Source organism: Anaerostipes faecis, from assembly GCF_910574135.1.
In the GTDB taxonomy this organism is placed as follows: Bacteria; Bacillota; Clostridia; order Lachnospirales; family Lachnospiraceae; genus Anaerostipes; species Anaerostipes hominis.
The window spans coordinates 36,312-52,109 of record NZ_CAJSYK010000007.1; the positions used below are offsets into that span (position 1 = coordinate 36,312).

Annotated in this window: 14 protein-coding genes and 1 pseudogene; all 15 read left to right on the plus strand. The window is 40.2% G+C overall.

The window, feature by feature from the left end; genetic code table 11:
* Positions 1 to 425 precede the first annotated feature (425 nt).
* The 15 genes and pseudogenes from QGT46_RS06535 (at position 426) to QGT46_RS06600 (ending at position 15,724) form a co-directional block, all read left to right on the plus strand.
* Positions 426 to 599 carry a hypothetical protein gene (locus QGT46_RS06535; protein WP_270430223.1) on the plus strand — a complete coding sequence of 58 codons (174 nt, stop codon included), beginning with the start codon at positions 426 to 428 and terminating at the stop codon, positions 597 to 599.
* Between the two features lie 478 nt (positions 600 to 1,077).
* The gene (locus QGT46_RS06540) at positions 1,078 to 2,481 is read left to right on the plus strand and encodes an AAA family ATPase (protein WP_148458719.1); all 1,404 of its coding nucleotides are present in this window, start codon (positions 1,078 to 1,080) and stop codon (positions 2,479 to 2,481) included.
* Positions 2,462 to 3,175: a hypothetical protein gene (locus QGT46_RS06545; RefSeq protein ID WP_301590058.1), complete on the plus strand. Its 714-nt coding sequence runs from the start codon at positions 2,462 to 2,464 to the stop codon at positions 3,173 to 3,175. The genes QGT46_RS06540 and QGT46_RS06545 overlap by 20 nt, the downstream gene beginning before the upstream one ends.
* Positions 3,120 to 3,329 (plus strand): annotated as a pseudogene (locus tag QGT46_RS17505) (hypothetical protein); the annotation flags it as partial. The gene QGT46_RS06545 and the pseudogene QGT46_RS17505, both read left to right, overlap by 56 nt.
* A 388-nt stretch (positions 3,330 to 3,717) precedes the next feature.
* Positions 3,718 to 3,957, plus strand: a complete 240-nt coding sequence (locus QGT46_RS06550) for a helix-turn-helix domain-containing protein (RefSeq protein WP_148458716.1) — start codon at positions 3,718 to 3,720, stop codon at positions 3,955 to 3,957.
* On the plus strand, positions 3,957 to 5,015 hold the full coding sequence (locus tag QGT46_RS06555; protein WP_148458715.1) for a DNA cytosine methyltransferase: 1,059 nt from the start codon (positions 3,957 to 3,959) through the stop codon (positions 5,013 to 5,015). Before QGT46_RS06550 ends, QGT46_RS06555 begins: the two co-directional genes overlap by 1 nt.
* Positions 5,002 to 6,048 (plus strand): DUF262 domain-containing protein, encoded by a 1,047-nt coding sequence (locus tag QGT46_RS06560; protein ID WP_148458714.1) that lies wholly within the window; start codon positions 5,002 to 5,004, stop codon positions 6,046 to 6,048. The genes QGT46_RS06555 and QGT46_RS06560 overlap by 14 nt, the downstream gene beginning before the upstream one ends.
* Before the next feature lie 4 nt (positions 6,049 to 6,052).
* A complete protein-coding gene (locus tag QGT46_RS06565; protein WP_148458713.1) occupies positions 6,053 to 6,724 on the plus strand; it encodes an MAE_28990/MAE_18760 family HEPN-like nuclease in 672 nt (223 codons plus the stop codon).
* Positions 6,725 to 7,516: 792 nt separating this feature from the next.
* Positions 7,517 to 8,023, plus strand: a complete 507-nt coding sequence (locus tag QGT46_RS06570; RefSeq protein ID WP_024726707.1) for an SEC-C metal-binding domain-containing protein — start codon at positions 7,517 to 7,519, stop codon at positions 8,021 to 8,023.
* 226 nt (positions 8,024 to 8,249) lie between these two features.
* Positions 8,250 to 9,536, plus strand: a complete 1,287-nt coding sequence (locus tag QGT46_RS06575) for a hypothetical protein (protein ID WP_024726708.1) — start codon at positions 8,250 to 8,252, stop codon at positions 9,534 to 9,536.
* Positions 9,523 to 10,194 (plus strand): DUF6320 domain-containing protein, encoded by a 672-nt coding sequence (locus QGT46_RS06580; RefSeq protein WP_148458712.1) that lies wholly within the window; start codon positions 9,523 to 9,525, stop codon positions 10,192 to 10,194. Before QGT46_RS06575 ends, QGT46_RS06580 begins: the two co-directional genes overlap by 14 nt.
* Before the next feature lie 18 nt (positions 10,195 to 10,212).
* Positions 10,213 to 11,145: an alpha/beta hydrolase gene (locus QGT46_RS06585; RefSeq protein WP_148458711.1), complete on the plus strand. Its 933-nt coding sequence runs from the start codon at positions 10,213 to 10,215 to the stop codon at positions 11,143 to 11,145.
* A 102-nt stretch (positions 11,146 to 11,247) separates the two neighbouring features.
* Entirely contained in the window at positions 11,248 to 11,709 is a 462-nt protein-coding gene (locus QGT46_RS06590) for a MarR family winged helix-turn-helix transcriptional regulator (RefSeq protein ID WP_024726710.1), read from the plus strand.
* An 18-nt stretch (positions 11,710 to 11,727) separates the two neighbouring features.
* On the plus strand, positions 11,728 to 13,896 hold the full coding sequence (locus QGT46_RS06595) for an ABC transporter ATP-binding protein (RefSeq protein WP_024726711.1): 2,169 nt from the start codon (positions 11,728 to 11,730) through the stop codon (positions 13,894 to 13,896).
* Positions 13,889 to 15,724 (plus strand): ABC transporter ATP-binding protein, encoded by a 1,836-nt coding sequence (locus tag QGT46_RS06600; protein WP_148458710.1) that lies wholly within the window; start codon positions 13,889 to 13,891, stop codon positions 15,722 to 15,724. Before QGT46_RS06595 ends, QGT46_RS06600 begins: the two co-directional genes overlap by 8 nt.
* Positions 15,725 to 15,798 lie beyond the last annotated feature (74 nt).

Here is a 15,798-nt window from a genome sequence, read left to right on the forward strand (position 1 = left end):
AAATATTAAGCTCTTATGATAGTCTCTCTACAAAGGCGGTGAAAGAATGAAGAATATTGGAAGACTGCGATTGGATTACAGGAAGTGGATTATCTGGAGCTATCAGACTATCTGATAGAATTGTCCAAGGAAAATATATACGGTAAATTATCGAATGAGTCTGTTGAAAAGCTTTTGTATTCTCATTACAAAAATATGACGGAAGATGACCGGATAAGTCGAAGAATGGAATGTGACTTAGTATCAAACCGTATTGTACAACTATTGAAGGATGATTCTTTCACTTTCAGTCCGGCTGTGCTGAAGTCAATTCATAAATACTTGTTTCGGGGGATTTATGATATTGCGGGAGAGATCAGATCATATAATATTTCTAAAGCAGAGCCGATTTTGAATGGAGAGACTGTAAAGCATGCTAATTTTTTATGATTGAAGATACATTCCAATATGATTTTGAAGAGGAAAGACATTTTAATTATCTTGCCTGTGATGAATTTGAATTAGAGAGTCATATAGCAAGATTTACCTCTGCTATCTGGCAGGTACATGCATTTGGAGATGGAAAGGTAACATTGGGACACCAAGGAAAAGTGGCATAAACAGCAACAAATTACTTTGTATCACTCCATAATAAAATTAAATAACATATAAAATTCAGGAATACCTATAAAAAAGGGTGTTCCTTTTCTATGTGCGCCGGGCATGGCATGTATCTCCGCCAAGTGTAGCGGATCACAGACTGTTGACAGTGATTTTTGAAAAATAGCAATCCGATATTGTTTAACGGTCTGGTACTGAACTGTTGGCTCTGGGCTTATCTTGCAGATGTGAATGAAGAGGCACAGGAGGGGATTGTGTTGAATGAAATAGTATATACGTAAATTTTTGGCGGATTTCATTTGATTGTGGAGCCCGCGTTTTTCTAATAAATACGACAAGAAAATCGAAGGACAAAAGCGGAACAAAAAGTATAGAATATGAGATTGAATATTGAATTATAAATAAGGGAATGATATAATAGGAGCATCAATAGAAATAATACAGAAATATGAATTATATAGGGGCATGGAGGTTGTTATGGGCGGACGTTTTGTCAGGATAGAAAATATAACTATAGAGAATTTTAAAAATGTAAAGTACGGAACCCTTGATCTTACAAATCGCAAAAAAAATTATCGTGCAAGTATTGTGGGGGTGTATGGACAAAATGGTTCAGGGAAAACTGCGTTAGTTGATGCATTACAAGTGCTTAAATTTGCATTATGTGGAAAGGCTATTCCGGAAAAATATGCGGATTATGTTCATGTTGACGAAGACCATGCTACTTTAAAATTTCAATTTAAAATGCAAAGGGATGAAGTCAGTTATGACATTTGGTATCAATTTTCATTAAAGAAAATGATAGATGATACACATTCTAATGAAGAAGGCGTAAATGCTGATCTGGAATATAAAACACAAATATATGATGAAGTATTAAGCTTCGCATACACTTCAAAGGATGAAAAAGTCCGTAAGGGGCCACTTGTTGATACAAGAACTTCAGGAGTGTTTGTGCCAAAGTCGAAATTTAATGAACTTTTAGGTGAAGTAACAAATGATATTACAGAATTGCTTGTAACGAAACGTCTTGTTCAGACGCAGGGAAGAACATTCGTTTTTTCACGAGAAATGATAAATGCCTTTAGGAAAAACTGTAAGAATGAAAAATATATGGCATTAATTGAAGGATTATACACATTTGGAAACAGAGAACTTTTTGTTATTGACACGGAAAATTCGGGATTGATTAGCATGAATGCCTTGCCGTTGGCATTTAAGTATAAAGAAAAAAATTCAGAAACTGTTGGAAATTTAATGCTGCCCCTGAATGTGGCAGCTCCAATTCCGGAGGATGCAATGGAACTGGTGAAAAAAATTATTTCTAATATGAACATTGTTTTAGAAGAAATCATTCCGGGCCTAACAATTGATATTGATGATTTGGGACCGATGGTTTCGAAGGATGGTAAGATTGGAAGGCTTATTCAATTGATGTCTTTAAAAAATAATAAAGCAATTCCTTTTCAATATGAGTCAGAAGGAATTAAAAAAATTGTTTCGATTTTACAGTTGTTAATTGTTGTATATAACAATCCATCTATTACAGTTGCTATTGATGAAATGGATGCCGGAATTTTTGAATATTTATTAGGCGAACTTCTCAATATTATATCCGAAAGAGGAAAAGGGCAGTTGATCTTTACATCTCATAATCTTAGGCCGTTGGAAACGATTGATAAGGGATTTATTGCTTTTACAACAACAAATCCGGATAATCGTTACATTCGTATGACAAATGTGAAAGGAAACAATAATCTCCGGGATTTCTATTATCGAGATATTGTTTTAGGTGAACAGAATGAGCCGGTTTATAATCCGACCAATAATTATGAGATAGCTTTAGCGTTCAGAGAGGCGGGTGAAGTATTTGGCTCGTAAGAAAATTGTACTTGTCATTGTAGAAGGTCCTTCAGACAATGCTGCTCTGGGTGTCATGTTGAATCAAGTATATGATAAAGATTCGGTGTATGTTTATATCATGCACGGTGATATTACTACCAGAACAGGAGTAACTTCACAAAATATTATTTCCAAAATAGGAAATGAGGTGCGTGGTTATGCAAAATCGCATCATTATACAGCAAAAGACTTTAAACAAATCATTCATATTGTTGATACAGATGGTGCGTATATTCCTGAGGATCGAATATTGGAAGAACAGGATTGTAATGAGATTTTGTATGAATCTGATGGAATTCACACATTGAATCGACAGGCAATTATCAGACGTAATCAGCAGAAACAGGAAAATTTGTATCGTCTCACGAGCACAGGACAAATCTGGAAGATTCCTTATAAAGTGTATTATATGTCTTGTAATTTAGATCATGTATTACATAATAAGAGAAACAGTACAGATGAGGACAAGGAAGATGATGCATATGCGTTTGCTATAAGATATAGAAAAAATCTGGAAGGATTTGTCAAGTTTATCTGTGAATCGGATTTTTCTGTTGAGGGCGAATATAAAGAAACATGGGCATATATTGAGGATGGTATGAATTCGATCGAGAGGCATACAAATCTTGGGATTTGCATTACGGAAGAATTACAAAACAGAAGAATTAATTAGTAAAAAGAATGCAGTTCAGATGTTTGATTCGGGATTTTTCAATAATCTGGAAGCAACATTGCAGAGTGTTAATAAAATGCCACAACCAACTTTCGATAAAATTGTTGAAAAATATGTAGAAATGAATGTTGCTCACCCGTTTAGAGATGGAAATGTAACACAGAGACACCAGCAGAAAACGGCGTAACAGCGGCAAACTGCTTTGTACATAAAATTAAATAGCGTATATGCCAAAGGGCATTTCATCTTTTGTCTAGATGGATGTCCTTTTTTACACTTACTTTTAAGAGTATGGTATACGTACCTTGTACGTCATACGGATGCATGACTTCCAATATGCCAGAAACCTTGCAAACCATAGGCTTTCTCGAACATTCTATTCGTTACAGAGTGCTTGTTCGTATAACGTATTTTTTGCTAATTCTGTATCATCCTATTAGTAAATATAATTATACATGCAAGATGAAAAATAGTTTTTTGTGACTTATTGTATGTTGACTTATTGTATTCACTTGGTTAGACTAGAAAAGGGTGAATTTAGCGTGGATGTAATTAAGGTATTTTCAAGAAATGTAAAAGCATATCGTATGCAATTAGGTCTTTCTCAAGAACATTTCGCAGAAAAAGCAGGATTGCATAGGACATATATTAGTGCAATAGAATGTGGAAAACGAAGTATCTCTTTAGACAATATACAAAAAATTGCTGATGCATTACAGATAGACACATATTTACTTTTTATTGATCAAGAAAATTTCAATCAAAAGGGAGGTGAGGTTTAGTGCCTTCTACCGCAATAGATTTATTTTGTGGAATTGGTGGCTTAACAAAAGGATTATCGCTGTCGGGTATAACTGTGCAAGCTGGTATAGATATTGACGATTCTTGTCGATTTGCTTATGAAAAGAATAATAATGCGCAATTCATAAATTGTGATATTACTTCTTTACAGGGAGAACAATTAGAGGCATTATATCCTGATAACGCTACCCGAATACTTGTCGGATGTGCACCATGCCAACCATTTTCCAAATATACTAATCGCTATCGAAAAGATGGACCAACTGATGATAAGTGGAAATTATTATATTCTTTTGCAAGGTTAGTTCAGGAGATAAACCCTGAAATAATATCTATGGAAAATGTACCAGAATTAGAGAGTGAAAAAGTCTTTGCCGATTTTGTATCTACTCTGAAAGAATTGAATTATTATGTTGACTGGAAAATTGTATATTGTCCGGAATATGGCGTTCCTCAAAATCGAAAAAGACTGGTTTTATTGGCTTCTCGCTTGGGAGAATTAAAATTGATTCCTCCGTTGTATGATTCCGAACATTATCCAACAGTACGTCAAGCCATAGGGGATTTGCCTGCATTAAAAGATGGAGAACAGGATGCCAATGATTTGCTTCATCGTGCTTGTCGGCTTTCATCCACTAACTTGAAAAGAATAAGACAATCTACTCCTGGGGGTACATGGCGCGATTGGGATGAAGAACTACAATTAAAATGTCATAAAAAAGAAAGTGGAAAAACATATCCTTCTGTATATGGGAGGATGTCCTGGGATGAACCTTCTCCTACTATAACAACACAGTTTTATGGATACGGAAATGGACGATTTGGACATCCTGAGCAAGATAGAGCTTTGTCATTAAGAGAGGGCGCTATTTTGCAATCGTTTCCTCCGGATTATATTTTTATTGACAATGATCATCCATCGAACCGACGCGAAATAGGAATACATATAGGAAATGCCGTTCCTGTTGAATTAGGGCGAACTATAGGGATTAGTATTCAACAACATTTACAGGAGGTAGAGGAAAATGCCGCGAATTAAAAAAGAACATATTATTTCTACGGAAGAAAAACAAGCTGCTGATCTGCAAATCAAAGAAATGCAGAAACAAATTGATTATGACACAAAAGATTTTACCATAGAACTTTTGATTGCAAAATTTAAAAAGAAAGACTTTTTTATACCGCCATATCAAAGAAATTTTGTATGGCAAACTAAAAATAAAACTCTTTTTTTGGAATCAATCTTTCTTGGTTTACCAATTCCGTTTATGTTTTTTGCAGATTGTGATAATGGTAAACAAGAGGTAATTGATGGTGCTCAACGTATGCAGACTCTTGTTGAATTCCACAATAACAAACTGCAACTTAGCGGCTTAAAAAAATTAACCAAACTTAATGGATTTTATTTTAAAGACTTATCTGATGCTCAGCAACGTAAATTTCTGAATAAAACCTTAAGGATTATTGTTTTGGAGGAAGATACACCTACTGTAGCTAGACAGGATCTCTTTTATCGAATTAATACAACCGGAATGAAAGCTAATGATTCAGAAGTGCGGCGTGGCTCTTATCCTGGTCCATTTACTGACTTTATTGAAAAATGTTCTAAAGATGAAGCGTTTGTTGCGCTCTGCCCTATGAGTGAAGATAGAGTTAAGAGACATGAACGATTTGAATTTGTTCTCCGTTTCTTCGCCTATTTAAATAACTATGAGAACTTTGGACACACCGTTAATGAATTTTTAGACGAATATCTCATTAATAATCTGGTTGATTTTGATGAATATACTTTTTACGCAGATTTTCAACGCATGGTTTCTTTTGTAAAAGAAAACTTTCCTTTTGGCTTTGCTAAGACCGAAAAAGCGAAAGCAACTCCTCGTGTTCGTTTTGAAGCAATTTCTGTTGGCGTCGCATTAGCATTAAGAGAAAAGCCAGATTTAAGAATAAGCAATGTTGACTGGCTTGATTCTGATGAATTTAAAGAATACACGACTTCAGATGCCAGTAATAATGAAGGAAAATTGAAATTACGTGTTGAATATGTGAGAGATCAATTATTAAAAGGATAAAGCTATGCAAAACACACTAAGCATTTTTGCTGACAGAAAGCAAGAAATTGAATTTTATTTTTCTATTATGGTTGAAATTGATAATGGGAGTCCTAATATACAGACCATTGACAATACACGCTTCTATAAGATTATGAAATCCAATTTTTTGCTAATGTTATATAATTTGGTCGAGGCATGCATCGTTAGTGGAATGATGGAAATTTACGAAGATTTGAAAAACGACAATTGTTCTTATAATCAAGTAATCCGTGAGATTCAAGATATTTGGTCGAAATATAAAATAAATGAAATATATGGACCTGCCACAGAACGAGTTGCCTATGAAAATCGCGTTCAAGAAATTATTCGAGATATTACGACTAATGCACCGATTATTCTTTCAAGAGACGCCTTGGAAATTAGTGGTAATCTAAATGCAAAAAAAATTAAAAACATTTGCGATAAACATAGAATACGCTATCGTCTAGCAACTTCAGGAGAATCTTTAGAACGTGTTAAAAGGGAGCGGAATAGCTTGGCACATGGAGATGTTTCTTTTAGCGATTGTGCAAGGGATTTAACCATTAGCGATTTAGAAAATATTAAAGATGAAGTAATACTGTTTTTGACAGGAATCTTAGACGGAATGAAAAATTATTATGACCAAAAGCTATACAAACTTCCAACAACTTAATAATAATTTTTTTCAAAGTGGGAATTCAAAAGCATTCGATATTGAATACCTATTTTCAATAGAAATGAGATTTACATAGAATTAAGCAGAGAAAAAAGTATTAGCTTTAATCAAAAAAGATTCATTTACTACTACTGAAATGGCTAGACAGTTATCTGTTAATAGATAAACAATTTGAGGAGGTTTAGATGTGAGATAAAACAAAGTGTGATAGAATACAAAGGTGGTAAACGATACGGTTATTGGGAAGTTTACGAATAGGTTTTTGTATCCCTATCGTTCCATTTCCAGAAGGAAATACGAGAACTACTGCGGTATTTATCGAACGATATTTAAACAGTATTGGTTTTCCAGTCAATAACGATATGTTTCAGAAACATGCTCGATATTTCAGAAACGCTCTTGTGCGTTCTAACTATGCAAACTATCCAAAAGGGATTTGAATAGAATTTAAATATCTGGAACGATTTTTTTATAACTTACTTATAGAGGAAAAATACGAATTGCGGAATAGGGAATTGATTGTACGAAATCTGTTTTAGCAGAGAACAAAGTGGGCAAGTCTATTTCAGCTCCACGGCCCCTCAATTAAATAAAAAACATGCAGGAGGCCCTGAAACTCAAGGCCTCCTGCACGTAAAGGGGAGGATAAGTATTCTAATCTATTGATTAGACATTAAGAGTATGTCCCCTGTAATTATTTTTATACACAGATTGAAAAAATATTTTAAATTTGTTATAGTATCTTAAGTATCACGAAAGCAATAAAATCAGTAAAAGGATGGATAAATCATGGGATTACTTCAGGAATGGCGCGACTATGCGTATAAATTTGACGACCGTACACAGGAAGGACAGCAGTTTTGGCTTTCCTATTTTGGAATCGAAAAAGAGATTTACGAAAAGTTATTATCAGATAAAGACTTTGTAGAAAAAGGAACCGTCAAGGAGCTGGCAGAAAAATACGAGACTGAACTTCAGTTTTTTGTAGGTTTTCTGGATGGGATCAATGACAGTCTGAAAACTCCGAATCCGATCGAGGAGATGGAGGAAGATACAGAAGTAACTTTAGATATCGACTTTGAAAAATTATACTACAACATGGTTGCATGCCGTGCAGAATGGCTGTATGAGCTGGAACAGTGGAATGATATTCTGTCAGAAGAGAGAAGAAAAGAATTATATAAAGAACAGAAATCATCCACGACAGTTGTAAAAGGCGAGAAGATCGGAAGAAATGATCCGTGTCCTTGCGGCAGCGGCAAGAAATACAAAAAGTGCTGCGGAAGAAATGCGTGACATTTTCCACATGATTTCCGTTCAGCTCTTAGAATGCCTCACTCCAATCATGTAGAAAATGGTCATAATGTCTTCTGGAGGTGGTATCTTCTCAACAAAAGATGCTGTCCCCCGACTGTGCTGTAAAACTGTTTATAACACCCGAAAAGTTGTCAATTAAGTTTGGCAGCTTTTTGTTTATAGATAGAAATTTCTTTTGATTTTGCTTTTTAGGAAGGTAAGAATTATGAAAAAGAGAGAAGATCATATTACATGGAGGAAGCTTGACAATACGGCCCAGCTTTTTCCGGTGATCGCAAACAGGGAGATCAGCCATGTTTACCGTATCTCAGCCACTTTGAAAGAGGAAGTACGTCCGGAACTGCTCCAGAGAGCGCTGGAAGATGTCCTTCCGTGGTTTGACGTGTTCCGGGTGCGGCTTCGAAGGGGATTTTTCTGGTTTTATTTTGAAGAAAATAAGAACCGGCCCCAGGTGGAGGATGAGACCGAGTATCCTTGTCGGTATATCGATCCCCATGGAAGGAGGAAGTTTCTGTTCCGTGTTTCCTATTACAGAAGGAAGATCAATCTGGAAGTATTCCACGCTGTCTCAGACGGCATGGGAGCCATCACGTTTTTAAAGGAGCTCACTTACCGCTATATTGATCTGCTCAGGAACGAGTCCAAAGGAGAGATGAAAAAATATTCTCCGAGCGAAGAATGTATTTTGGATCAGGAAGACAGTTACTTTAAGCATTACAGAAAGAAAAAGGGAAAGGGTTACAGCACGCAAAAAGCTTATCAGATGAAAGGAAGAAGGATTTACGGAGGCGCCATCAGCGTCATACACGGTTATGTCAGTATTGCGGATCTGAAGAAAACCTGCAGGAGCTGCGGGGTCAGTGTCACTAAATATCTGACCGCCGTATTAATATACAGTATATATGAAGAATACATGAACAGGCAGCAGGATAAAAATCCTATCGGGATTAATCTGCCGATCAATTTAAGGGCTTTTTTTGACTCCAGTACGACCAGCAACTTTTATGCGGTGACGTTGATAGAATTTTTATCCAGGGGGGAGGACCATACGTTTCAGGAGGTCCTTTCTGAAGTCAGCCGGCAGATGGACGAAAAGATTAAAAAGGAAAAGATCGAGGAGGTGCTGTCCTATAATGTTTCAGCAGAGAAGAACCCATTTATACGGATTCTGCCGCTGGCTGTGAAAAACCTTGGACTAAGTTATAAGTTCAGGCGTTCCAGCAAGTCAGCGACTACTACGCTGTCCAACCTGGGACAGATCAAAGTGCTTCCCGGATATGAGGATGAGATCGAGAAATTTCATGTGATGATGGGTGTCTTCAAGACACAGGAGATGAAATGCGCCATGCTGAGTTATAAAGACCAGGCGGTCATCACATTTACGTCGGTATTCCAGGAAAGCTATCTGCAGAAAGCTTTTTTCAGAAATCTGGCGAAGGAAGGAATCAAAGTAGCCATAGAAAGCAATGGGGTAATCAATGAAAAGGTGTAAGAATTGCCAGGTGGAAGTCCTGGATGAGACAGTGACGTGCCCGCTCTGCAACAGGGTACTGATTGACGACGGAAAACCCTTTCAGCCGGAGAGAATGTACCCTGATCCGGAAGAAGAAAGAGAGAGGCTTTACGGGATTAAAAATATTTTTTTTATTCTGCTTGGTATGATTGCAGTTCTTATGGGAATCATCAATTATATTACATATAATGGATTCCTTTGGTCGGCAATCGTCCTTGCAAGTATTTTATATCTGATGGTGACTGTATCCTATTCGATTGTACACAGGAGAAATCTGGCTGCAAAAATTGTTGTGGAGGTAATCGGCGGAGGAATCCTGGTATCTGTCATTGACTATGTCATCGGATATGAAGGATGGTCTGCGGCTTATGTCATACCGGGGCTGATCCTAACGGCAGACCTGGCAGTGATAGTGCTGGTGTTAGTAAACAGAAAGACATGGTACAGTTATCTGATGTACTTGATCTTTATAGCGGTCTTGAGTGTGGTACCGGTTATCATGTACCTGTTCGGACTCTTTGAACAGCCGCTGATCGCATGGATCTCCTGCGGAATTTCAGTGCTGACAGTATTTGTTATTTTAGCGGCGGGAAACAAGCAGGGGAAAAATGAACTGGCCAGAAGATTTCACACTTAATCAGAGAAGGAGCATACTATGAAACGAGCAAGTTTGCGCGGACAGATGGCCGTTCAATGCATCAGAGGATTTACAGCGACACCCAGAGGAAGGACGTATGCCACCGGCATGGGACACCAGAATCCGAAGGAATATCGGTGGAAGTGTCCGAAAGGATATACAAACGAGAAACTGGCACATGAGAATTTTCAAATGGAATTTTTATCTCCGGATCAGGATAAAAATGACCTGGCAGTTCTGCAGCTTCACGGCGGCGGATATATCGGGACTCTTAGAAACGCATACCGAAGAGCAGCCCTTCAGTACTCCATTTGCAGCGAGGGAGGAAGTGTCCTGTCACCGGATTACCGGGTTGTGCCGGAACATCCGTTTCCTGCGGCGCTTAAAGACGCTGTCTCATCCTACCGATGGCTGACAGAGGAGAAGGGGTTTTTGCCGGAAAAGATTGTGGTTGCAGGCGACTCGGCGGGGGGAGGACTTGCGCTGGCTCTCGGATTATATCTGAAGGATCATGGAATTTCCATGCCGGCAGGTTTTATTTTGATGTCACCGTGGACGGATTTGACGCTGAGCGGAGAAAGTCTTAAGTATAACTACGGGAGAGATCCGCTGTTCGGCAGATCAAAGGTCACGATGCTTTATGATTCTCTGTATCCGGGAAGTGAGGATGTAAACAATCCATATATTTCTCCGCTGTTCGGAGATTATCATGGATTTCCCCCGATGCTGTTTCAGGCAGGCGGCAGGGAAGTTTTGCTGGACGATACACTGAGAGCGGCAAGAAAGGCGAAGGAAAGCGGTGTTTCGGTGAGATACAGTGTCTATCCCGACATGTTCCATGTGTTTCAACTGGCGATGGGAATGCTGCCGGAAAGCAAAGAGGCCTGGAGAGAGATCAGGACCTTTTTCAGAATGATTTTCGGGCCAAAAAACGTTACTAAATATTCATAATTCTTTTCTTGTATTTCAATTTGCACTGTGCTATGATAACTATTAGTCAACTAATGATTAGACAACTAATGTATTTTTTCAAAGTTTTAGAAAGGAGTCATCATGTATGAAGATGACGGCATTTATCACCTGCTTCTGAAGATCAACCATAAGAATTTTGCAATCGGATTTGCCTATTTAAAAGAGGCAGGTCTGCATCCGGGGCAGATGCCGCTGATCACCGGCCTTTACAAGAAAGAAGGAGTGACTCAGAAGGAAATTGCAGATAAATTGGGCATTAAGCCTTCAACGATCAATGTCATGATCCGCAGGCTTGAAAAAAGAAAGTTTGTCATCAGGAAGCAGGATCCGGAAGATCAGAGGAGGAGCCTCGTGTATCTCACGGAGCACGGCCGGCAGATCTATGAGAAAATTTCCGAAGCTACCGTCGAAATCAAAAATCAGGTCATGAAGACCTTCACGGAAGAGGAAAAAGAAGAACTGTTCCGGCTGCTCACAAAGTTTTATGAGGGGCTTGATAAATTAGTTGATTTGGAAATAGAAACTTGTAAATGTAAGGAATAATCGTAGAAAGGAGACATCATGCTGAAAATATTCCGATATCTGAAAAAAGCATATATCCCGATCGCATGTATTGTTTTGCTTTTGTGTGTGCAGGTCAGCTGTGAACTGACGATCCCGACGTATACGTCCAATATCGTCAATGTGGGAATCCAGCAGGGCGGAATTGAGGACGCAGTGCCGGATGCCGTCCGGGAAGAGTCCATGAAGGCACTCATGGGAATGATGAAGCCAAAGGATGCAGAGAAAGTGAAGGATGCCTATGAATTATATTCGAGAAAACAGGTGAAAGACTCAGATTATAGTTCTTATAAAAAAGGCCGTCTCTATGTGAGAAAAGACATCAGTAAAAAGGAGAGGGAGGACTTAGACATAATCCTGTCAAAACCGATGCTGATGCTGGAAATGAAAATGATGGAGCAAAGCGGCCAGACCAAAGAAAATGCCAGGATGGCGCAGAAATTCAAGGGAAAGAGCATTGACGACATGCCGGAAAGCATCATCAGCCAGGCCGCGATCTCTTTTGTAAAAGCTGAATATAAGGCCATGGGACTTGATTTAGACCAGATACAGACCAACTATATGTTAAGGACCGGAGCCATTATGGTGGGGCTTGCGCTGCTGGCTATGGCTGTGTCCGTAACGGTCGTGCTTTTGTCTGCAAAACTGGCAGCCAGACTGAGCAGGATTCTCCGTGACCATATTTTTAAAAAAGTCATGGATTTTACGAACTCAGAGTTTGATAAGTTTTCCACGGCGTCCCTGATCACCAGGAGCACGAATGATATCCAGCAGATCCAGATGTTTGTGACCATGATGTTCCGGATCGTTGTATTTGCACCGCTGATGGGGCTTGGAGGCATCTATAAAGTACTGAAGACCAATGTGGACATGACATGGACCATTGCCATCGGAGTCGTGGCGATCATGACCGTAATTTTAGTCCTGTTTACAGTGGCCATGCCAAAATTTAAGGTTTTGCAGAAGCTGATCGACCGGCTGAATCTTGTATCCAGGGAAATCCTGACCGGACTTCCTGTCATCCGTGCATTCAGCACCGAAAAGCACGAAAAAGAACGGTTTGATACGGCCAATAAGAACCTGATGAAGACCAACCTGTTTGTCAACAGGGCGATGACTTTTATGATGCCGCTCATGATGCTGATTATGAATGCCATGACAGTCCTGATCGTCTATGTTGGAGCAGACAACATTGACCTGGGAAGGATGCAGGTGGGAGATCTGATGGCATTCATCCAGTATGCGATGCAGATCATCATGTCATTCCTTTTCATATCCATGGTATCCATTATGATGCCGAGAGCCCAGGTGGCAGCAGAGCGTGTCAATGAAATTTTAGACATGGAGATCATGATCAAAGATCCAAAACAGCCGAAAAAATTTCTGAATGAGAAAAAGGGAGAAGTGGAATTCAGGCATGTTTCTTTCCGATATCCTGATGCAGGAGAGGATATGCTCCACGACATCAGTTTTACGGCGCCTTCGGGAAAGACCACGGCGTTTATCGGAAGCACAGGAAGCGGAAAGTCTACGCTGATCAATCTGATCCCAAGGTTTTTTGATGTGACGGAGGGGAGCATTTTTGTTGACGGAGTGGATATCCGGGAGGTAAAACAGTCGGAATTAAGAGATAAATTGGGCTATGTACCCCAGAAGGGTGTCCTGTTTTCCGGAACCATCGACTCGAACCTGCGTTACGGAAAAGAGGATGCATCCGAAGAAGAGGTGAAGAAAGCGGCAAGGATTGCACAGGCTGCAGATTTCATCGAAGAAAAGAAAGAGGCATATGATTCTCCGGTCGCCCAGGGAGGCTCCAACGTATCCGGAGGACAGAAACAGAGGCTGTCCATCGCCAGGGCGGTCGCCAAGGACCCGGAGATCTACATTTTTGACGACAGCTTTTCCGCACTTGATTATAAGACGGATGTGACACTTCGGCAGGCACTGGCCAGAGAGACAAAGGGAAGCACGACCCTGATCGTTGCGCAGAGGATCAGTACGATACTGCACGCAGACCAGATCGTTGTCTTAGATGAGGGCCGTGTCGTGGGCACAGGAACTCATGAAGAACTGCTGGAGTCATGTCCGGTCTACTTACAGATTGCAAAATCCCAGTTATCTGAGGACGATTTTGCAAAAGCTAGAGGGGAGGCGGCAGAACATGAGTAATCAGAACAGAAGACCAGTCAGGAGAATGGGTCACGGCCCGATGCAGGGCGGAGAAAAGGCAAAAGATTTCAAAGGAACCATCAAAAAGCTTTTAAAATACATGAGACGATATTACGGCGCCATCGCTTTTGTTATTTTGTTTGCCATTGCCAGTACGGTATTCAACATTGTAGGCCCAACCATACTGGGAAATGCCACAACTGAAATTTTTAACGGACTGGTAAAAAAAGTCCAGGGAACCGGCGGTATTGATTTTTCCAAGATACGGGGCATATTGCTGACGCTTCTCGGACTGTACCTGACATCTGCGGCATTTTCATTCCTCCAGGGACTGATTATGACCCACGTGTCCAACAACACCACATACCAGATGAGAAAAGATATTTCTGAAAAGATCCACAGGATGCCGATGAAATATTTTGAGAGCAGAACATTTGGTGAAGTGCTCTCAAGGATCACCAACGATGTGGATACTTTGGGACAGAGTCTGAATCAGAGTATGACACAGATCATTACTTCTGTGGCTACCATTATCGGTGTGTTCGTTATGATGATCAGGATCAGTGTTCCGATGACGGTCGCTGTGGTCGTGATCCTTCCGGTTTCCTTCCTGATGATCGGGGCAATCATGAAAAAATCCCAGCCTTATTTCCAGGCGCAGCAGGCATTGCTTGGGGAAGTCAACGGCCAGGTAGAGGAAATTTACAGCGGCCACAACATCGTAAAAGTATTCAATAAAGAAAAGAGTGTTGTGGAAGAGTTTGAAAAAGTAAATGAAAAATTATATAATTCAGCATGGAGATCTCAGTTCTTCTCCGGGGCAATGATGCCACTGATGCAGTTTGTGGGAAACCTTGGCTATGTGGTCGTTGCGATCCTGGGAGGCTTTCTGGCAATCAAGAATACCATTGAGGTAGGGCAGATCCAGTCATTTATCCAGTATGTAAGAAACTTTACCCAGCCGATCACCCAGCTGGCCCAGGTCGGCAATATGATGCAGACGACCGCGGCCTCCGCAGAGCGTGTCTTTGAATTCCTCGAAGAAGAGGAGGAAGAAGAAGTAAAGGAGAATCCTGTGGATGTGTCTTCGCTGGACGGAAATGTGACCTTTGAACATGTATCCTTCGGGTACAATGAAAAACAGAGGGTCATTAACGATTTCTCCGTGGAAGTCAAAGAAGGACAGAAGATCGCCATCGTCGGGCCGACAGGCGCAGGAAAAACGACGATGATCAAACTTTTGATGAGATTTTATGATGTCAGCGGCGGATCGATCAAGATCGACGGTTATGATGTCAGAGACTTTAAAAGAAGCGATATCCGGCAGATGTTTGGAATGGTTCTCCAGGATACATGGCTTTACAATGCTTCCGTCCGTGATAATATCCGGTACGGAAAGTTAGACGCCAGCGAAGAAGAGATCCAGGGAGCGGCAAGAGCTGCATTTGCCCATCATTTTATCGAGACACAGCCGAAAGGTTATGATATGATAATAAATGAGGAGAGCAATAACATTTCCCAGGGACAGAAACAGCTTCTGACCATTGCGAGAGCGATCCTGGCCGACCCTAAGATCCTGATCTTAGATGAAGCTACCAGTTCCGTTGATACAAGGACGGAGGAGCGGATACAGAAAGCCATGGATAATCTGATGGAAGGAAGGACCAGTTTTGTCATCGCACATCGTCTTTCTACGATCAAGGATGCTGATATGATCCTCGTCATGAACCACGGGGATATCGTAGAACAGGGAAATCACGAGGAACTGCTTGCGAAAGGCGGTTTCTATGCGAACCTCTATAACAGTCAGTTTGAAACAGCGGACTAGAAGGAATTTTATCTTCCGGTCCTGAAAGCCTCCGGTACCGTCGGTGCATTTTTGCCCCGATGTGCCAGAGGCTA